At 73.5% G+C, this 19645-nt stretch carries 17 protein-coding genes; 9 read left to right on the top strand and 8 right to left on the bottom strand.

What is annotated here, in order from left to right:
* Positions 1-57: 57 nt before the first annotated feature.
* Positions 58-1131 carry a LacI family DNA-binding transcriptional regulator gene (locus O4J56_RS05790; protein ID WP_270684112.1) on the bottom strand — a complete coding sequence of 358 codons (1074 nt, stop codon included), beginning with the start codon at positions 1129-1131 and terminating at the stop codon, positions 58-60.
* Between the two features lie 108 nt (positions 1132-1239).
* Entirely contained in the window at positions 1240-3357 is a 2118-nt protein-coding gene (locus O4J56_RS05785) for a glycoside hydrolase family 32 protein (RefSeq protein ID WP_270684111.1), read from the bottom strand.
* A 337-nt stretch (positions 3358-3694) separates the two neighbouring features.
* On the opposite strand from O4J56_RS05785, the gene O4J56_RS05780 reads away from it, so the two are divergent.
* The 3 genes from O4J56_RS05780 to O4J56_RS05770 are packed head-to-tail and all read left to right on the top strand — an operon-like array spanning position 3695 to position 6692.
* Entirely contained in the window at positions 3695-4747 is a 1053-nt protein-coding gene (locus O4J56_RS05780; protein ID WP_270684110.1) for a sugar ABC transporter substrate-binding protein, read from the top strand.
* A 44-nt stretch (positions 4748-4791) separates the two neighbouring features.
* Entirely contained in the window at positions 4792-5847 is a 1056-nt protein-coding gene (locus tag O4J56_RS05775) for an ABC transporter permease (RefSeq protein WP_270684108.1), read from the top strand.
* Entirely contained in the window at positions 5844-6692 is an 849-nt protein-coding gene (locus O4J56_RS05770; RefSeq protein ID WP_270684106.1) for an ATP-binding cassette domain-containing protein, read from the top strand. The genes O4J56_RS05775 and O4J56_RS05770 overlap by 4 nt, the downstream gene beginning before the upstream one ends.
* A 73-nt stretch (positions 6693-6765) precedes the next feature.
* Here O4J56_RS05770 and O4J56_RS05765 read toward each other — a convergent pair whose 3' ends face one another.
* On the bottom strand, positions 6766-7410 hold the full coding sequence (locus O4J56_RS05765; protein ID WP_270684104.1) for a maleylpyruvate isomerase family mycothiol-dependent enzyme: 645 nt from the start codon (positions 7408-7410) through the stop codon (positions 6766-6768).
* A 205-nt stretch (positions 7411-7615) separates the two neighbouring features.
* Here O4J56_RS05765 and O4J56_RS05760 point away from each other — a divergent pair, with 205 nt between their 5' ends.
* Complete coding sequence (locus O4J56_RS05760; RefSeq protein WP_270684102.1) at positions 7616-8704, top strand: alpha/beta hydrolase fold domain-containing protein; 1089 nt, start codon at positions 7616-7618, stop codon at positions 8702-8704.
* 63 nt (positions 8705-8767) lie between these two features.
* Complete coding sequence (locus O4J56_RS05755) at positions 8768-9772, top strand: alpha/beta hydrolase (protein ID WP_270684101.1); 1005 nt, start codon at positions 8768-8770, stop codon at positions 9770-9772.
* A gap of 68 nt (positions 9773-9840) precedes the next feature.
* Here the strand turns inward: O4J56_RS05755 and O4J56_RS05750 are convergent, their stop codons facing one another.
* Together O4J56_RS05750 and O4J56_RS05745 are read right to left on the bottom strand one after the other, a co-directional pair.
* Positions 9841-10116, bottom strand: a complete 276-nt coding sequence (locus tag O4J56_RS05750; RefSeq protein ID WP_270684099.1) for a hypothetical protein — start codon at positions 10114-10116, stop codon at positions 9841-9843.
* A 493-nt stretch (positions 10117-10609) separates the two neighbouring features.
* The gene (locus tag O4J56_RS05745; RefSeq protein ID WP_270684097.1) at positions 10610-11338 is read right to left on the bottom strand and encodes a glucose 1-dehydrogenase; all 729 of its coding nucleotides are present in this window, start codon (positions 11336-11338) and stop codon (positions 10610-10612) included.
* Between the two features lie 180 nt (positions 11339-11518).
* On the opposite strand from O4J56_RS05745, the gene O4J56_RS05740 reads away from it, so the two are divergent.
* From O4J56_RS05740 to O4J56_RS05730, 3 genes are all read left to right on the top strand, one after another.
* Complete coding sequence (locus tag O4J56_RS05740) at positions 11519-12088, top strand: TetR/AcrR family transcriptional regulator (protein ID WP_270684096.1); 570 nt, start codon at positions 11519-11521, stop codon at positions 12086-12088.
* A gap of 351 nt (positions 12089-12439) precedes the next feature.
* The gene (locus O4J56_RS05735) at positions 12440-13747 is read left to right on the top strand and encodes an MFS transporter (protein ID WP_270684094.1); all 1308 of its coding nucleotides are present in this window, start codon (positions 12440-12442) and stop codon (positions 13745-13747) included.
* Positions 13748-13785: 38 nt separating this feature from the next.
* Positions 13786-14202 (top strand): Dabb family protein, encoded by a 417-nt coding sequence (locus tag O4J56_RS05730; protein ID WP_270684092.1) that lies wholly within the window; start codon positions 13786-13788, stop codon positions 14200-14202.
* A 612-nt stretch (positions 14203-14814) separates the two neighbouring features.
* Here the strand turns inward: O4J56_RS05730 and O4J56_RS05725 are convergent.
* Together O4J56_RS05725 and O4J56_RS05720 are read right to left on the bottom strand one after the other, a co-directional pair.
* Positions 14815-16020, bottom strand: coding sequence for a M20 family metallopeptidase (locus tag O4J56_RS05725; RefSeq protein ID WP_270684090.1), 1206 nt, complete (start codon positions 16018-16020; stop codon positions 14815-14817).
* Positions 16021-16081: 61 nt separating this feature from the next.
* Positions 16082-17626 (bottom strand): AbgT family transporter, encoded by a 1545-nt coding sequence (locus O4J56_RS05720; RefSeq protein WP_270684088.1) that lies wholly within the window; start codon positions 17624-17626, stop codon positions 16082-16084.
* A gap of 186 nt (positions 17627-17812) precedes the next feature.
* Between O4J56_RS05720 and O4J56_RS05715 the strand changes: the two genes are divergently transcribed.
* Entirely contained in the window at positions 17813-18838 is a 1026-nt protein-coding gene (locus O4J56_RS05715) for an Lrp/AsnC family transcriptional regulator (RefSeq protein ID WP_270684130.1), read from the top strand.
* Here the strand turns inward: O4J56_RS05715 and O4J56_RS05710 are convergent.
* On the bottom strand, positions 18810-19598 hold the full coding sequence (locus O4J56_RS05710; protein WP_270684087.1) for a hypothetical protein: 789 nt from the start codon (positions 19596-19598) through the stop codon (positions 18810-18812). The two genes, O4J56_RS05715 and O4J56_RS05710, sit on opposite strands and share 29 nt — an antisense overlap.
* Positions 19599-19645 lie beyond the last annotated feature (47 nt).

The following is a 19645-nucleotide window of genomic DNA, read 5'->3' as shown; positions in this document are numbered from 1 at the left end:
CGGCGAAGCGCCTCACGATCCGGTGGGCGAGCGTCGGAACGCGGCCGACACCGGCCATCAGCGTCCCGGCGGCGGGATCTCCCCGGAGCCGCGCGGGATGAGCGTGGTCGGCACCCGCTCCTCCCGGCACGGGCCGTCGTCGCCCGCGATGCGCTTGAAGAGGCGCTGGACCGCCAGCGTCCCGATGCGCATCACGTCCTGGGCGACCACGCTCACCCGGGGCACCAGCAGGTCGGCCATGGGGAAGTCGTCGAAGCCGACCACGGCCACATCCTGGTGCAGGCCCCGCTCCTGCAGGGTCTGGATGGCGCCGATGGTCACGAGGTTCTGTGCGGTGAACAGGGCCTGGGGCGGGTGGTCGGAGTCGAGCATGGCGGCCAGCGCCCGGGCCGCGGTCTCGGGGTCGGGCAGGTCCATGGCCACCCGACCGGGGCGCTCGGGCAGGCCGCGCTCGGCCAGTGCGCGCCGGTAGCCCGCCAGCCGCTCGCCGGCCGTGGCGATGGAGGTCTCGTCGCCCAGGAAGGCGATCTCGGTGTGCCCGTGGTCGGCCAGGTGCAGGACCGCCTCCCTGGCCCCCTCGGCGTTGGTGGCCAGCACCGAGTCGGCGACCAGGCCCCGCGGCGGCCGGTCCACGAACACCACCGGCGTGCCGGTGCGGATCTCGCGGTGCAGGTAGCCGTGGTCCTGGGCGGCCGGGGCGATGATGATCCCGTCGACCCGGTGCAGGGTGGCGGCGCGCACCAGCTCCAGCTCGCGCTGGGGCTCCTCGTCCAGGCTGCCCGTGAACACCAGGGTGCCGTGCTCGCGGGCCACGTTCTCCACCGCACGGCTCAGGGTGGCGGAGAAGGGGTTGGCCACGTCCTCCAGCAGCAGGGCGATCTGCCGGGTGGCGCCGTCCGTGCGGCGCAGGCTGGAGGCGGCGAGGTTGGGCTGGAAGTCGAGCTGGGCGATGGCGCGGGTGACACGGTCGCGCAGGTCGTCGGACACGGTGGAGACACCGTTGATGACCCGCGAGACCGTCTTGATGCTCACCCCGGCCAACGCCGCGACGTCGCGCATGGTCGCCCGGCGCACCGGTTCTGCGGCCGCGGCCCGCCGGTCCCTCTCGCTCTGGCTCACCGACACCTGCATCTACTCTCCGGACACTCTGGCAGCGCGCCCGGGCGTATGGCCCCGGGGCGGCACCGCGAAGGTGCCGCCCCGGGGCCCATCACCGCTCGGGTCCGCGGGGGGATGGGCTCATTCTGCCGCACCGCTCGGATCGGGACCCAGCGGTCGGACGGTGACGTCCTCGACCGAGCCGCCCCCGCCGTCGGCGCGGACGGAGATCCCGGTGGCGCCGGGGTCGGGGAAGACGAGGTCGGTGAGCGTGGCCCGGCCGCCGGCCGCGAACACCTCGACCGAGGAGGTGTCCACGACCACGCGCAGCCGGACTCCCCCGTCCTCCAGGGCCATCGGGACCGCGCTGCGGCTGGTGAAGGCGTGGTGGAAGCCGGTGTCGCCGGAGGCGGAGCGGTCCAGGAACAGCTCCTGGGCGGCGGTGTTGTAGCCGACCACCGTGGCCTGGTCGGCGCCTTCGTGCACGCGCAGGCCGATCTCCCCGGCCCCGCCGGGCCGCAGGGTCAGTTCGACCTGGTAGGGCCGTCCGGGCTCGGCGGGCGGCAGGTCGAGCCCGCTCGCGGGCACCTGGGTGCGGTCGCGCTCGTAGACGGGCTCGCCGTAGAGCGACTCCAGCTGGTCGACGGGGTTCTGGACCAGGCGGGGCCGGCCGTCGACGGTCTCCAGCTCCAGTTGCCGGGGCAGTGCCATGGCGCCGCGCCAGGGGGATGTGGGGGTGTCCTGCGCGTACTGCCAGTTGTTCATCCACGCCATGGTGACGCGGGCGTCGTCGGGGGTGTCGTTGTAGGAGACGGCGGCGTAGTAGTCGCGGCCCCAGTCGAGCCAGTCGTAGTCGGCCAGGCCCGCCGCCGGGCCGTCGGAGAGGACCACGTGGTCGAGCAGGACGTGCCCCCACCCGCCGGTGGCGTCGTCCTCCACGCGCAGCCGCGCGGTCCGGCCGGCGAGGTCGGAGACGTCCCAGGACACCCAGTCCAGGTGCTCGGTGTCGCCGCCGGTGGCGCTGCGCACGACCTCTCCGTCCACGACCAGGTCGACCGTGGCATGGCCGCCCTCGCCGGTCCTGGGCTTGTTGCCGCCGCCCACGAGCAGGTTCACGAAGTCGCGGTCGATGGTGAACTCGGGTGAGGTGGCGTGCCCGCGCGGGGCGTCGCCGCCGACGAAGGTGTTGACCAGGCGGTCGCCCTCGTAGCCGACGACCTCCTGCTGGCCGGGCAGGGTCCCGGAGGCGGGCGCGGTGCCGAATGGGCCGTCGCCGCCGGTGCCGTCCAGGTCGTTGACGACCTCCCAGTCGCCGTAGCCGTCCTCGAAGTCGGCGAGGACCTCGCCGTCGGGTGGGCCGGGCTCCAGCAGGTGCTCGGGGGTGAACCGGGTGCCGTCGAAGTCGCCGACGAAGTACTGGGCGCCCGATCCGCCGGCGACGGATCCGGGGTTGAGGTTGACGACCAGGACCCAGCGGGTGTCGGAGGGGTCGCCGTCGACGGGCAGTTCGAACAGGTCGGGGACCTCCCAGACGCCGCCGACGGCGTGGGCGGGGCCGAAGTCGCTGAGGAACTCCCACTCGACCAGGTCGTCCGAGCGGTAGAAGTGCACCTTGCGCTCGGTGGCCACGACGGCGGACATGACCCAGTAGCCGCCCTCCTCGTACCAGAACACCTTGGGGTCGCGGAACTCGCCCGAGCCGATGTCCAGGACGGGGTTGCCCTCGTAGCGCTCCCAGGTGTAGCCGCCGTCGAGGCTGTAGGCCAGGGACTGCGCCTGGATCCCGGGCCGCTCGGAGGAGTCGGTGTAGGCGCTGGTGTACAGCGCGACCAGGGGCGGGTCCTCCGCGGTGCCCAGGCCGCTGGTGTTGTGCTCGTCGAAGACGATGCCGCCGGAGAAGACGTGCTCCTCGTCGGTGTAGGGGAGCGCCAGCGGCTGCTCCTCCCAGGTCATCAGGTCGGTGCTGGTGGCGTGGCCCCAGGACATGTTGCCCCAGCGGTCGCCCTCGGGGTTGTACTGGAAGTACAGGTGGTAGACGCCGTCGTGGTAGATGAGCCCGTTGGGGTCGTTCATCCAGTTCTGCGCCGGGGTGAAGTGGATCGCGGGCCGGTGGGGGTGGTCGGCTCCGGCCGCCGGCGCGACCGTGCCGGTGAGGGCGAGGGCGGCGCCGGTGGCCAGGGCGGCCGTGGCCGCCAGGGCGGTGGGCCGGGACGGGGGCGGGGACCCGGGCCGGGGGCCGGGGCGTGACCGTCGGTGCATGAGGGATCTCCGATCTCGCCCTCCGCGTCTGTGCGGTGTGCCCACCGCGAACCACGCCCCGGGGGAGTCGGCGCTGACCCGTCCGGGGCGTCTTCGAGGGGTGCCGGTGGGCGGGGTCGGGAGGGCGGTGGCGTGGATCACCCTGCCTCCAGGAGTCAACGTTGTCAACGGGTGGACACCGACCTCTTCGAGGCGTTGAACGCCTTTGGGGGCGGGGGTTGACATACACGCGGAGTCTCATTGAAGCTTTCGAGTCATCGTTGTCTCGGTGACCTGAGTCACGAGGCGCACCCCCCGCGTCCCGCCGACGGCGGGGCGCCGATGAAGGAGTCCCCCCATGTCGCATGCACCGTGGACCCGCCGGGCGCTGGCGGCCGCCGCCGCAGCCGGGCTCGCGGCCTCGCTCACCGCCTGCTCATCCGACGGCGCGGCCGACGACGGCGAGGTCCTCGTCGGCCTGATCACCAAGACCGAGACCAACCCGTTCTTCGTCAAGATGAAGGGGGGCGCCGAGGAGGCCGCCGAGGAGCACGGCGTGCGCGTGCAGAGCTTCTCCGGGGAGTACGACGGCGACAACGAGGGCCAGGTCCAGGCGGTGGAGAACCTCATCGCCGCCGGGGCCGACGGCATCCTCATCACCCCCAACGACTCCGAGGCGATCGTGCCCGCCCTGGACCGGGCCCGCGCCGCCGGGATCATGGTGATCGCGCTGGACACGCCGACCGAGCCCGCCGACGCGGTCGACGCCACCTTCGCCACCGACAACTTCCTCGCCGGCGAGTACATCGGCCGGTGGGCCGCCGCGCGCTTCGAGGCCGAGGGCGAGGAGCCGCGCGTGGCGATGCTCGACCTCAACCCCAACCAGATCGCCGTGGACGTGGACCGCGACCAGGGCTTCCTCCAGGGCCTGGGCGTGGACATCGCCGACCCCGGCCAGATCGGGGACGAGGACGACGAGCGCATCGTCGGCCACGACGTCACCGAGGGCGCCGAGGAGGGCGGCCGCACCGCGATGGAGAACCTCCTGCAGCGCGACCCCGACCTCAACCTCGTCTACACGATCAACGAGCCGGCCGCCGCCGGGGCCTACGAGGCGCTGGAGGCCGCGGGCGTGGAGGACGACGTGACGATCGTGTCGGTCGACGGCGGCTGCCCGGGAGTGGAGAACGTCGAGAGCGGCGTGCTGGGGGCCACCTCCATGCAGTTCCCCATGGAGATGGCCGCGCAGGGCGTGGAGGCGGTCGCCGAGCACGCCGACTCCGGCGCGACGCCCACCCCCAGCGAGGGACTGGACTTCGTCGACACCGGGGTCGAGCTGATCACCGACGAGGCCGTGGAGGGCGTGGAGAGCCGGGACAGCGCCTGGGGCCTGGAGAACTGCTGGGGATGACCGGCCGCCCGCACGCCACGACACGAAGGAAGCGCTGAACCACCGTGACCACATCGAACACACCGCGCGTACCGACCACCGGCCCCGAGCCGCCGCCGGTCCCCTTGGCCGAGGAGGCGCGCCCGCCCGCACTGGTGGACCGGGCCCAGAGGCTCCTGCACGCCCAGGCCACCCTGGGCCCGGCCGCCGTCCTGCTCATCACCGTCGTGGCGTTCTCCCTCGTCGCGCCGAACTTCCTGAACCCGGCCAACATCTCGCTGATCCTGCAGCAGACCGCGGTGATCGGCACCCTGGCCCTGGGCCAGACCCTGATCATCCTCACCATGGGCATCGACCTGTCGGTCGGCTCGATCATGGTGCTGTGCTCCATCGTCATGGGGCGCCTGTCCGCCGACGCCGGGGTGTCCGGGCCGGTCGCGCTTCTCGTGGGGCTGGCCTGCGGCATGGCGTGCGGGCTGGTCAACGGCCTGCTGGTGACCCGGGTGAAGCTGCCGCCCTTCATCGTCACCCTGGGCTCGCTCAACATCTTCTTCGCGCTGAACCTGTGGATCTCCAAGAGCGAGACCATCCGCGGCGCGGACATGGACGAGGTGCTGCTGTGGACCGGCCAGGTCGTCACCGTCGGCGGCACGCGCCTGACCTACGGGTCCCTGCTCATGCTGCTCATCTGCGCGGTGCTCGCCTATGCCCTGCACCGCACGCGGTGGGGCCGCCACGTCTACGCCACCGGTGACGACAAGGAGGCGGCCCGCCTGTCCGGGGTGCGCGTCAACCGGGTCCTGCTGAGCGTCTACGCGGTCGCGGGCCTGGTCTACGCGGTGGGCGCGTGGATCCTCATCGGCCGGATCGCCTCGGCCAGCCCGCAGGCGGGCGTCATGGACAACCTCGACAGCATCACCGCCGTGGTGCTCGGCGGCACCAGCCTCTTCGGCGGCCGGGGCCTGATCATCGGCACCGTGGTGGGCGCGCTCATCGTGGGCGTGTGCCGCAACGGGCTCTCGGTGGCGGGGGTGGACGTGCTGTGGCAGAACTTCGCCGTCGGCGTCCTGGTGATCCTCGCCGTGTCCCTCGACCAGTGGATCAGGAAGGCCCGACGATGAACCAGCCCTCCACCGACGCGGCGGCCCGCCCCACCGGTCCGACCGGGCCGGCCGAGCCGATCCTGCAGGCGGTCGGCCTGGTCAAGCGCTACGGCAGCGTGACCGCCCTGGCCGGAGCCGACCTGGAGCTCTACCCCGGCGAGATCCTCGCCGTCATCGGCGACAACGGGGCGGGCAAGTCCAGCCTCATCAAGGCCCTGTCCGGGGCGGTCGTCCCGGACGCGGGGCAGATCCTCGTGGAAGGCCGCCCGGTGCGGCTGCCCACCCCGATCGCCGCCCGCGAGGCGGGCATCGAGACCGTGCACCAGAGCCTGGCGGTCTCACCGTCCCTGGACATCGCCACCAACCTGTTCCTGGGGCGGGAACTGCGCCGGCCGGGCGTCCTCGGCTCGGTGTTCCGCATGCTGGACCGGGCGAGGATGCGGTCGGAGGCCGCCCGCCACCTCAGCGAGCTCGGCATCACGACCATCCAGAACCCCAACCAGGCGGTGGAGACCCTCTCGGGCGGCCAGCGCCAGGCGGTGGCGGTGGCGCGCGCGGCGGCGTTCGGCAACAAGGTCGTCATCATGGACGAGCCCACGGCCGCGCTGGGCGTGCGCGAGTCCCGCGCCGTGCTGGACCTGATCCTCAAGGTCCGCGACAGCGGGCTGCCGGTCATCCTCATCAGCCACAACATGCCGCACGTGTTCGAGGTCGCCGACCGGGTGCACGTCCAGCGCCTGGGGCGGCGGATCGCCACGCTCGCCCCGTCGGGCTGCAGCATGTCCGACGCCGTCGCGGTGATGACGGGCGCCCTCGACCCGGCCGAGCTGCCCGAGGAGGCCCTGGCCCCGGGGGCGCTCTGACGACCGCGCTGTGCGGCGGGGTGCCCGTGGCGCCGCCCTCCGCGGGGGAGGGCGGCGCGGAGGCGGGCCGCCCCTACCCGGGTCGGTCCCCCATGCGTTCGCGGAGGGCCGCCACACCGTCGCCGGTGAGGTCGTCGAGATGGGCGGAGCGGCCGGTCATCGCCATGATCAGCGCCAGCGTCGGCCCGGAGACCTCCGGCCCGGTGCCGGTGTCGAGTGGGCCGTCGGTCGCCTTCAGCCGCAGGCCCTCGACCCGGCTCTTGGCGACGACGACCTGGTCGGAGCCCTTGTAGTACTCGGCCACCGCGGTGAGTGTGTCGATCGGGCGGTCGCTCGCGATGCCCAGCGGGCGCCGGATGTCCTCGCCGTGCACGATCACCTCGCCGAGGATGGCGGGCTTGGGCAGGGGAGGTGTCGTCGTGCTCGTCGTGACCGCCTGGAACCGGGCGAAGGTCTCGGCGGCGGAGTCGCCCATCTGCTCGGTGAGGCGCATGACGACCTGGGCGTCGAAGTCGAAGCGGCACCGGACGACGCCCGCGAACCACCGGAGGCCGTTCAGCGAGGCGGCCGCCGTCAGGTGCGCGAGGACCTGGCGCACGGTCAGCCCCTCGCACAGCGAGGGCGTCTCCCATTGCTCCTCGGTCAGTTCGGCCAGGTCGGCGGCGAGCGCCTCCCGCTCCCGGTGGATCAGCGGCCACAGGTCCGCGCGGCCGCTCATCGGCGGACTCCGTGCGTTGGGGTCGGTGTAGGTGACGGCATCGGGCGCTCCTCGGATGCGGTGGTCGTCCCGCCATCGAGGTGAGGGCGGTCGCCGCCATTCTGGCGACCGCCAACGACAGAATGCACGCACGTCACCGTGCCTTCCACAGCGCATCGCCCCGGAGGACAATCGGGAGACGACCGATCGAGCGGAGAGGTCTCCGATGACTCCGTCCACGCCGTCCACGCCCTCCGACTCCACCGCCTCGGCCGCGCCGACCGTCCCCGGTCCCTCACCGGCCCCCGATGACCGCGCCCGGCCCGGCACCGCCGCGCGCGCCGCGGTGCCGCCCGACCCGCTCGCCCCCGAGGACGCCCTCGCGCTCCCGCTCCCGCCGGCCGCCCGCCCCGCCCCCGGAGTGGAGCTGCTGCGCGGCGTGCACTTCGCCTTCCGCCCCAGGCTCCGGCCCCTGGCCATGGACCTGTGGCTGCCCGAGGACCGGACGGCGCCCGTCCCCCTGGTGGTCTTCGTGCACGGCGGCGGGTGGCGCGCCGGGCGGCGCGACGACCTCGGGCAGCGGTTCCGGTCGTGGGATCCGGGGCCGTTCGCGCGCCTGGCGCAGGAGGGGGTGGCGGTGGCCTGCCCCGAGTACCGGCTCAGCGGCGAGGCGGTCGCGCCCGCCCAGGTCGAGGACGTGACCGAGGCGCTGGCCTGGCTGGGCGCCCGGTCCGGCGAGATCGGCGTGGACCCCGGCCGTGCTGTGCTGTGGGGCGAGTCGGCCGGCGGCCACCTCGCCGCGATGGCCGTCCTCGCCCCGGCGTACCACCACCGCCTGATGCCGCTCGAACCCGAGGAGCCGACCGGGGTGACCGTCACCGGCTGCGTGACCTGGTACGCGCCCACCGACCTCCGGCACTTCGGCACCGACCACCCGCTGAGCCGCTTCGACCCGCGCGACCCGCAGAGCTCCGAGGCGCGGATGCTCGGGGTCGCGCCCGCCGACGACACCAAGCGCGCGCGGGCCAACAGCCCGGCCGCGCTGGCGTCCCCGGACGCGCCGCCGTTCCTCATCCTCCACGGGCGCGAGGACACGTCGGTGGCGCCGAAGCAGGCGGAGCGGCTGGCCGACGCCCTGCGCGCGGCCGGGGCCCAGGCGGACCTGCGCCTGGTCGACGGCGCCGACCACCGGTGGGAGGGCTTGTCGGAGGAGGCGCTCCGGGGGTGCTGGGAGGCGACGGTGGCCTTCGTCCGCGACCGCGTCGGCCGCCGAGGCGGTGACGGCGGCGGGAAGGAGAGCGGGGCGACACAATAGGGGGAGGGGGTATAGGATCCGGGGGGATCGACCCCCTGTCCATCCCCCCCCGAGGAGGCCCCCGTGTCCGACTCTCGCGCCCCCGTCCCCGAATCCCAGGTCCCGGCTCCCGTCCCCTTCGACCCCGAGATCGTGGGCCCACTGCGCGAGGCCCGCGCCGCGACGCCGCCGCTCGAAACCCTCGCCGATGTTCCCGCGTTCCGCGCCGCGCAGGGCGCGTTCGACGCGATGGTGTCCGACGAGGTCCTGCGGCGCGACGGCGCCTTCGACGTCGAGGAGCGGACGGTACCGGGACCCGCGTCGGCACCGGACGTCCGCCTCCTCGTCTGCCGTCCGACTTCCGCCTCCGGCCCCGTCCCCGCGCTCTACTACACGCACGGCGGCGGGATGGTGGTCGGTGACCACCGCCTCGGCATGCCCGAGGTGCTGTCGTGGGCCGAGGAGGTGGGGTTCGCGGTCGTGTCCGTGGATTACCGGCTGGCGCCGGAGCACCCGCACCCCGCCCCCGTCGAGGACGGCTACGCGGGGCTGCTGTGGACCGCCGAGAACGCGTCGGAGCTCGGGATCGACCCGGAACGGATCGCCGTCGGCGGAGGCAGCGCCGGGGGAGGGCTGGCCGCGGCCCTGGCCCTGCTCGCCCGCGACCGCAAGGGGCCCAGCCTCTTCGGGCAGATGCTGCTGTGCCCCATGCTGGACGACCGCAACGACAGCCTCTCCATGCGCCAGATGGACGGCCTGGGCATGTGGGACCGTCCGGCCAACGACGTGGGGTGGGCGGCCCTCCTCGGTGAGGCGCGCGGGGGACCCGACGTCTCCCCGTACGCGGCGCCGATGCGGGCCGAGGACCTGTCCGGCCTGCCGCCCGCGTTCCTCGACGTGGGGTCCGCGGAGGGGTTCCGCGACGAGGTGGCGGCCTATGCCTCCCGCCTGTGGGCTGCGGGGGGCCGCGCCGAGCTGCACGTGTGGGAGGGCGGGTTCCACGGCTACGACTGGACGGCCCCGGAGGCCGAGATCTCCCGCGCGGCCCGCGCCGCCCGGATGAGCTGGCTGCGCCGCCTGTTCAGGTGAGGCGGGGGAGTGGGGGCGGATGGAGCCCGGCCGGGACCGGGGCGCGGACCCGCCGGGCTCCTCACGGGTCAGTACTTCCGGCTGATGCTCATCAGGTGCATCTTGGGGGGATTGCTCGTGACGCAGTAGTACCTGCGGAAGGTGCCGGCCACGCTGCTGTTGTAGGTGAAGGCCAGGCCCTTGCATTCCGCTTCCGAGATGTTCCTCCGCTCGATACGGGCGTCGTTGGGCGGCCCGTAGGCGCTCACCGCGTCGGCTCCGGCCGGGGCCGCGGTGAGGAGGGCTCCGGACACCGCGGCCGCGCCGACCAGCAGCGTCGCCGCACCCTTCTTGATTCCGAACATGTGCGAACCCTTTCTTCGGTGGAGAAAGCCGATGGTCGAAACCCGTGGAGGAAGGGGCGCCGCGGGAATTGCCGTTCGGGATTCCTGTGGGGATGCGGCGCCGGCGCACGGTTCAGAAAGGCGTCTCCCTGAGGCTTCGTGTCCGTCCTTCGGATGCGGGAGCCCTGTGTGCGGTTCATTCCTCCGTTGCGGGCGGATTCGGATGCTAGCGGAGTCCTATGTGGCCCGCAATGTCGGAGTATCTGATTCGCCGGGTGGGGGTGAATGGATGGTCAGCGTCGTGACCTGCGTGTTCGGTGCCATGGGTTTTCGTGGGCGCGGATTTTTCTCTGCGGTTTTCGATTCTGGTGGAAACGCCCTGGGCGGCCGGGTGCGGGGCGTCGTCGGCGCGCGGTTCCGTGACGGACGTCTCGGTTTCCAGGGGGTGGAACGCGTGCGGCCGGGGCGCCCGCGAAGGGCGCCCCGGCCGCACGTATTCCGCGGTGGGAGACCGTCACATGGACGTGTAGCCGCCGTCGGCGACGAACTCCGAGCCGGTCGAGTAGCTCGACTCGTCGGAGGCCAGGAACAGCACCAGGTTCGCCAGCTCCTCCGGCTCGCCGGTGCGGCGCAGGGGCTGGATCCTCGCCAGGTCGTCGACGCCCGACCCCTCGGTCATCGGTGTGGTCACGAAGCCCGGGTGCACCGAGTTCACCCGGATGCCCTCCGGGCCGAGCTCCTGGGCGGCGCCCTTCGTCATTCCGCGCACCGCCCACTTCGTGGCGGTGTAGCCCATGATCCCCGAGAAGGCGATGATGCCGCCGATCGAGGAGATGTTGACGATCGATCCGCCGCCGGCCTTGCGCATCGAGCCGATGACCGCCTTCATGCCGAGGAACACCCCGACCTGGTTGACGTCGATGTCCTTGCGGAAGTCCGCCTCGGACATCTCCTCCAGCGGCTGGTTGTGCACGATGCCGGCGTTGTTGACCAGCACGCTCACCGGACCGAAGAGCCGCTCGGCCGCCGCGATCGCGTCCTGCCAGCCCTCGGCGTCGGTCACGTCGAGGTGGACGAACCCGGCGGCGTCGCCCAGCTCGGCGGAGAGCGCCACGCCCTCCTCGTCCAGGACGTCGGCGATGACGACCCGTGCGCCCTCGCGCGCCAGCGCCCGCACCTGCGCGGCACCCAGCCCCCGCGCGCCGCCGGTGACGATCGCGACCTTGCCCTCGACCCTGCCCATGGTGGACCTCCACGTCCTGTCGAACGGGCGGCGGCCCCAGTGTCGTCGCCCGACCATGAGGGACAACGGGGGAGGACCGTCGAGTATTCCTATTAGGAAGTCATGGGGTCCCGTTGGGGGTATGGGGGTCCGAACCGGGGGCGGCTTGACGGGAGGAGGTGTGAGTGGTTTATTACTCACATGACGACACCAGGGTCCCGCCGACAGCTCTCGACCGCCGACGAGCGCAGGAGGACGGTCCTGCGCACCGCGATCAGCGCGTTCGCCGAGCGGGGCTACTTCGGCACCACGACCTCGGACGTGGCCCGGCGGGCGGGCATCTCGCAGGCCTACGTCTACCGGCTGTTCCCGGGCAAGGAGGCGCTGTTCTCGGCGGTGGTGGAGCACTGCTTCGCCCTGATCCGCGAAAGCCTGGGCGACGGGGCCGCGGCGGCCGAGGGGAGCTCGCCGGAGGCGGTGCTGGACGCGATGGGCGGCGCCTACGCGCGGCTCATCGCCGACCGGGACCTGCTACTGCTCCAGCTGCACGCGCAGTGCGCGGCGGCCTCGGAGCCCGAGATCGGCGAGGTGGTGCGGGCCGGATACGCCCGGCTGGTCGAATACGTCCGCGGGGTCTCCGGTGCGGAGGAGGGTGACGTCCAGCGCTTCTTCGCCACGGGCATGCTGTGCCACCTCGTGGCCGCCCTCGGCGCCGACCGGGTCGACGCCCCATGGGCGAAGACGCTGTCCGACGGCCTCCGCCACTTCTGACGCCCACCCTCTCGTTGATCTCGGGAAAGTCGGGGTTGAAACGGACACGATAAGCCCGACTTCCCCGAGATCAACACCAGCGCGCCCCCGTACCGCCGTCCCCTCGTTGATCTCGGGAGGAACGACGCTACCGGGCCGCTCTTAGGGGCGCTTTTCCCGAGATCAACGACGCGGACGCCGCGGTCCGCGCGCCTGTCCGCGCGGGCTCTTCAGGTCGCGTTCCCCCGGACCGACAAATGGGCGCCGTTTTTTCGGCCGAAAGAGTGAGTGGTCAACCACACACTCCCTGGCCGCAGTGGTGATCGAACCGGCCGGTGCTCCGACCGGACATCCCAGAGAGGAGCGAACCCCATGCCGCTCGCACCGACCCGGTCCACCTGGGGAACCCGGGAAACCCGGCCGCGCCGGGAGCCCTCGCGCCCGGCACGCGCCGCCGTCCTGGCCTCGGCCATGATGACGCTGATGGCGGCGGCGATCATCGCGCCCAGCCTGCCCGCGATGCGCGAGGCCTTCGCCGGCACCCCCGGCGCGGACCTCCTCGTCCGCTTCGCGCTGACCGTCACCTCCCTCGCGATCGCCGTCAGCGCCCCCGCCTCCGGGCTGGTCGCCGACCGCGTGGGCCGCCGCCCGGTGCTCGTGGGAGGCCTGCTGCTCTCCGCGGTCGGCGGCACCGCCGGACTCCTCGTCACCGACCTGTACGCGCTGCTGGCCACCCGAGTCCTGCTCGGCGTGGCGGTGGGCGCGGTCATGACGGCGGTCGGCGCCATGATCACCGACTGGTTCGACGGGCCGCGGCGCGCCTCCTACCTCGGGCTGCAGCAGGCCTTCGCGAGCCTGGGAGGTGTCGTGTTCCTGCCGCTGGCCGGGGTGCTGGCCGCGGCCGACTGGCGCGCACCGTTCTGGCTCTATGCGGTCTCCGCCGCCGTCGCCGTGTTCGCCATCGGCGCCCTGCGCGGGGAGCCGCAGCGGGCGGAGCGCAGCGGGGGCCATGAGCGCACCGAGCACGCTGAGTACACCGAGGCCACCGCACCGGCCGCGGCACCCGACGGCCCGCCCCGTCCGCACCACCCGGCCGCGACCGGCCGCGTCCCGGGCATCTACGCCCTGGCCCTGGTCGCGACGCTGGCCTTCTACATGGCGCCCACTCAGCTGCCCTTCCTGCTCGGCGGCCACGGCGTCGGGCCCGCCACCACCGGCGCGGTGATCGCCGGGAGCACCCTGACCGGCGCGGTCGGTGCGCTCGCCTTCCCGGTCCTGCGCCGCCGCCTGGCGCCCGCCGTGATCACCGCCCTCGGCGTCGCCCTGCTCGGCGCGGGCTGGCTGCTGGTCGGCACGGCCGGCGCCGTCGGCCCGATCGCGGCCGGGCTGCTCATCGGCGGCGCCGGCGTCGGGGTCACCGTCCCCGACCTCAACCTGCGGCTCAGCGAGCTCGCCCGCCCCGACCGGCGCGGCCGGGTCCTCAGCGGCCTGGTCACGGCGATCTTCCTCGGGCAGTTCCTCTCGCCGCTCGCCGCCGACCCCCTCATCCGGACCACCGGCCTGGCCGCCGCGTTCACCTGGACCGGTGCCGTGATGGCGGCAGGCGCCGCCGTCGCCGCGATCGCCGTGATCGGGCCGTGGGCGGCCCGCATGGGCCGGAACCGCGGTGCCTCGCACTGAGGCACTCCACCGCACCGAAGAGAGAGAAGGAAAGAACGATGATCCAGCACGGCATCCGCTTCACCCTCAAGCCCGGCGTCACGCAGGAGCAGCGGGAGGCGGCCCTGGAGAGCCTGCGCGAACAGGGGCGGGTCATCCCGTCCGTGACCTCCTTCGTCGTCGGCCCCGACTACGGCGGCGAGTACGAGTGGGGGGCCACCTTCCAGATCGAGGACCTGGACGGCTACTGGGAGTACCTCATCCACCCCGCCCACCTGCACACCGACCGGATCGGCCTGCCGCTGGTCGACAGGTTCGCGTCGTTCGACATCACCGACGACCTGTCCCCGGACTTCGGTGAGAGGATCGCGGCCCTGCACCAGCGCCGGTACGACAGCATTCCCGACATCACGGAGCTGGTGTCCGGCCTGGGCGAGTACAAGGGCAGCGCCGCCCCGGGGCCCCACGGCGACTGACCGCCGCACCCTGCCCCGCACGGGTCCCGGACGCGGGCAGCTGGTCCACCACGGCCACGGCCGCCCGGAGCAGCCCCGCGTCCCCTCTGCGGGCGAGGCGGTCCGGCGTGCCGGGCGCGTCCCCGCACCAGGGGACCCGGGACCGCCGCTCCGCGTAAGGGCGGTCCCGGGCCGTGCGGCGCCTCCGACCCCAGAGGAGGAAGGCCGGGCCGCCGCCGAGGGCGTGGGCCTTCCCAGGGGAAGGCCGTGGACCGCCCCGCGCGTGGCACGCGTCGAGGGGGTGCGCGCCCCGGTCGCGGGGCCGCCGCGCCGCCCTCGGGCGCGGCGAGGGCCAAAGCCTAGGCGCATAGCGGGCGAATAGCGGATCAATCCGCTCGGACTGGACCGGTTTCGGCCATGCCTTCCCGGGATTCCCGGTGAGGCGGTATAGGGCCGGTGCGGCAGGCGACCGGCCCGCCGGAGGGTGTCCGTGGTGCGTTCGGCGGGAGGGGGGCCGCCGGCGGCCCCGGCGCTGCCGGGGCCGGGAGTGGAGGGTGAGCGGAGGGGAGGCGCCCCGAGACGGGACCCTGGTGGAAGGGGCGGAACGCCTCCCCGGTCTTCGGACCCGGGCCCTCAGCCGTCCAGCACCGGTCGTCCGTCCCCGGCCAGGCGGGTCAGCAGGCCCGCCAGCAGGGCCACCTGGTGCGGCGTGCGGCCGACGCTGACGTGCTCGTCCCGCGAGTGCGGCCCCGCCCCGGCGGCCCCCAGGCCGTCGAGCACCGGGCGCCCGAGCGCCGCGACCAGGTTGCCGTCGCTCGCGCCGCCGACCGAGATCTGCCCCAGGTCCTCGCCGAGCCCGCGCGCCACCTCCCGCGCGACCGCGAACGCGCGGTCGGTCGATGGGCCGGGGTTCATCGGCGGGCGGTTCCACCCGCCGGAGACCTCCACCTTCACCCGGCCGTCCGAGGGGGCCAGCGCCGCCAGCCCCGCGTCGACGCGCTCCGTCTCCGCCGGGTCCTGGATGCGCACGTCCACCTGGCAGGACGCCGACCCCGCCACGACGTTGCGCGCGGTCCCGCCATTGAACACGCCCACGTTCACCGTGGTCCCGCGCTCGGGGGCGGCCAGCGCCGCCATCTGCGGCACCAGCTCGGCCAGGGCGTGCACGGCGCTCGCCCCCGCCTCCGGGTCGAGCCCGGCGTGCGACTCGATCCCGGTGGCCGTGACGTTGAACAGCCCCATGCCCTTGCGCCCGGTCTTGACCCGGCCCTCGCGGCTGGGCTCCAGCACCAGCGTCACGTCCGCCGCCCGCCCCGCCCGCTCGATGTGCGGGCGCGACGCCGGGCTGCCGACCTCCTCGTCCCCGTTGAGGAGGAAGCGGACCGACGGCACGGGCAGCCCCAGCGCGCGCAGGTGCTTGACGGCCCACACGCCTTGGACGATCCCGGCCTTCATGTCGAAGCACCCCGGCCCGCTGAACCGGTCGCCGTCGATGGCCACCGGCCACTCGGCGAGGGTCCCCTCGGGCCACACCGTGTCGTAGTGGCACAGCAGCAGCACCTCGCCGCCGCCGTCGCCCGGGTAGAGCAGCTCCAGCACGTCGCCGTTGGCGCCCCCGTCGCGGCGGACGCGTTCGGCCGGGTCGCCCAAGCGCCCGGTCAGCCACGCCTCCAGATCGTCCAGTCCGGCGTCCAGGAGGCGCTTGTCGTTGCTCGGCGTCTCCTTCTCCACGAGGCGCCGCAGGTCGTCGAGGATGTCCGGCAGGTCGCGCCGGGCCGCCTCGGCCAGGCCGGCCAGGTCGGTCGGGCCGGGTGGGCCGGGCAGGGACGCATCCGTCACGTCGTCACCTTCTCTTCGCTCGGGTGTGGGGATCGTGGGGGGAAGGCGTCGGGGGGCGCCGTCAGCGCACCGGGGCGCCGGGGCCGAGCGGGATGCCCAGGCCCCACCAGGCCAGCAGGATCAGCGTCCACCCCACCAGCATGGCCACCGAGATCGGCAGCGTCATCGACAGCAGGGTGCCGATGCCCGCGTCGCGCCGGTACCGCTGCAGGAAGCCCAGCGCCATGGCGAAGTACGGGCTCATCGGGCTGATCACGTTGGTCGGGGAGTCCGCGACCCGGAACACCGCCTGGGTCGTCTCCGGCGGGATGCTCAGCAGCATGAACATCGGCACGAACACCGGTGCCACCAGCGCCCACTGCGCCGAGCCGCTGGTGATCATGATGTTCATGACGGTGCACACCAGCACCATCCCGACGAGCATCACCGGCGTGGGCACGCCCGCCGAGTCGAGCAGCCCGGCGCCGCGCACCGCCAGCACCTCGCCCAGCCCGGTCCACTTGAAGTAGGCGAGGAACTGGGCGGCGGCGAAGAACAGCACCAGGACCGGCGCCAGGTCGCGCACGCCCTGGGCCATCGCCTCGGGGATCTCGCGCGCCCGGGACAGGCTCCCGGTAGTGCGGCCGAACACCGCGCCGGACACCAGGAACAGCAGCCCCATGATGAAGGCGATGCCGGTGATCAGCGGCGAGCTGAGCACGCCCCCGTCCTCGCCGCGGAACGGCGAGCCGGACGGGATGAGCGCGGCCGCGATCAGCGCCGCGACGACGACCACCACCAGCAGCGCATTGCGCAGCCCCCGGCGCTCGTCCGCGGTCAGCCGCATGTCGCCCAGCTCGGCGTCGGCCCCGTCGCCGTCGACCTCCATCCGGGCGGTGGCGGGGGCCAGGACGAGCTCGGCGACCGCGGTGATGATCAGCGCCAGCAGCACCGCGCTGACCGCGGTGAAGAAGTAGTTGGCCACCGGCGTGACCGTGTACTGGGGGTCGATGATCTGCGCGGCGCCGGTGGTGAGGCCGGCGAACAGGGCGTCGCCGGGGGTGAGCGCGATCGAGGCGTTGTACCCGGCCGAGATCGACCCGAAGGCCGTCACCAGGCCCAGGATGGGGCTGCGCCCCGCCGCCTTGAAGATCATCGCGCCCAGCGGGACGAGGACGACGTAGGCGGCGTCGGAGGCCACGCTGGCGGACACGCCCACCAGGGCCAGCGCGAACGTGAGCAGCTTGTCCGGCACCCGGGTGACGCTTCCGCGCAGCACCGCGTTGAGCAGGCCCGCGCGCTCGGCCACGGCGACGCCGAGCATGACGACCACGATCAGCGCCATGGGCGGGAACTCGGCGAAGTTGGCGACCGCGTCCCCGAAGACCACCTGCACGCCTTCGGCGCTGAGCAGGCTCTTGACGGCGATGCGCTCGCCGTCGGCGGGGGAGACCGCGTAGACGCCCAGGGCCTCCAGCACCGCGCTGAGCAGTACGACCAGGACGCCCATCAGGATGAACAGCCAGAACGGGTGCGGGAGCTTGTTGCCCGCGCGCTCGATGAACTGGAGGAACCGCATGAGCACCGCCATGGCGCGGCCGGTGCTGCGGACGTCGGCAGTGGCCACCGTCGACTCCTCGGGTCGGAGGGCTGGGGTGGGGCCCACGCCGCATGACCTGCGTCACGGCGCCCCATGACGAGCCAGATTCCATCCTGGTGGTGAGTCTTGTCAATATCGGGCCGGAAAATGGTGGATTAAGTCAGCCGAGGGTGGCCCTGTAGTGGCTATGATCCGAGTGTGGGTGCACAGGAGATGGACGGACTCGACCTGGACCTGGTGGCCGCCCTGCAGTACGCCCCCCGCGCGCCCAGCAGCGCGCTCGCCGAGGTGCTCGACAGCTCCCCGAGCACGGTGGGGCGGCGCCTGCAGAGGCTCCAGACGTCCGGGCAGCTTCGGGTCGTCGGGCAGCTCGACTGGTCGCTCGTCTCCGACGCCCACCCGCGGCACGTGTGGCTGCACGCCGAATCCGGCCGTGCGGTGGAGGTGGCGCGCCGACTCGCGCGCATGCCCGAAGTGCAGCTCGTCGCCCTGAGCAGCGGACGCGCCGACATCTACTGCGTGGTCCACCCGTCGCAGCGCTCGCGCGCCACGGAGCTGCTGACCACCGAGATCCCGTCGGTGGAGGGCGTGCGCGCCGGGCAGTCGGACCTGGTGCTCAGGCCGGTCACCCGCGCCGACGCCTGGACACTCGACCGGCTGGCGCCCGAGCGCCTCGAAACCCTGCGGCCGTACCGGACGCACGTGCCGGAGCGGGACGGCGGCGCCGCGGCGTCGGGACCCCTGACCGGCGACGAGATCGAGGTCGCGGGGCTCCTGCACGCCGATGCGCGCACCGGCTCAGGGGACGTGGCGCGGGAGCTCGGGGTCAGCCAGTCCACGGCCTATCGCCTGGTGCAGTCGCTCCTGGAGCGCGGGGTCGTGCGCCCCCGGGTGGAGGTCGAGCCGGAACGCCTCGGCATGCACCTGGAGGTCATCCTGTCCCTGACGGTGCACCCGGGGGCCATCGCGCACGTGGCCGAGAAGCTGTCCTCCCACCCCTCGGCGCGCTACGTGTCGGTGGTTGCGGGGGAGGTGTCGCTGATCCACCACGGCGCGTTCCGCGACGAGACGGCCCTGGGCCGCTTCATCACCGAGGACCTGGCGGCGCTGCCCGGTGTGGCCGACGTGCGGTCGTCGGTGCTGCTGGAGGTCATGCGCCGCTACTGGATCGACCGCGCCGACGGCCTCCTGGGCGAGGCCAGGCTGCCGTTCACGAGGAGGGACCGCCCGGGGCGCTGAGCATCCGGGCGCGCTGCATCGTGCCGATGATCCTCATCTGCGCGGGGTCGTAGGGGTGGACGAGGTGGCCCGCCCGGATGGCCGACACCTCCGCCGCCACGCCGGTCTCCGCCTTTCCTTCCTTGGTGGCGAGGTGGACCAGCAGCAGTGCATGGGAGTGCTGGTACTGCGACAGGCGCGGGTCGTCGGGGTGGGCGGCGGCGAGGGCGCGCTCGGCGAGTTCCACCGCCTCGGCGAGCCGGTCCGGCCCGTCGGCGCCCTGGCCGAGGAGCTCAGCCACCTGGATGAGCCGTACGGGGTACTGCGGGCCGTCCTCGGGGGTCAGCTCCACGGCCTCGCGCGCCAGGCGCAGGGGCTCGCCGAGCCCGGCGGGGTCGGTGCCCCCGGGGTCGCGTGCGAAGGCGTTCGCCCACATGGCGCTCAGGGCCCCTGCGAGCTGCTGGCGGAACATCGCGGCGTCGGGGTCCTCGCGCCCGCCCAGGCGGATCGCCTCGCGCATGTGCCCGTTGGCGCGCTCGCCGTCGGCGTCGGTGCCGTGGCCCAGGTAGCGCGTGCCCAGCGCCAGGCCCAGAAGGTAGTGCGGCCAGGGGTCGTCGCCCTGCGCGTCGACCAGGATCTGGGCCCGCTCGACCGCGTCGTCGATGCCCTCCTCGGAGGTCGTGATGGGGGTGCCGTCGAGGCCGGAGGTGCGGTCGCGGGGAAAGAGGATGTCCGAGAGGAGCTCGGCACGGGTGCGGGCGAGTTCGGACTGGTCGGACATTCGGGGTCCTCGGGGTCTTCGGGGGGCCTGGGGCCTTGGGGGGCTTG

This window comes from Nocardiopsis endophytica, from assembly GCF_027706725.1.
GTDB classification, from domain to species: Bacteria; Actinomycetota; Actinomycetes; order Streptosporangiales; family Streptosporangiaceae; genus Nocardiopsis_A; species Nocardiopsis_A endophytica.
Note: the sequence above shows the minus strand (reverse complement) of the source record. Positions and strands in the feature narration are given on the sequence as shown.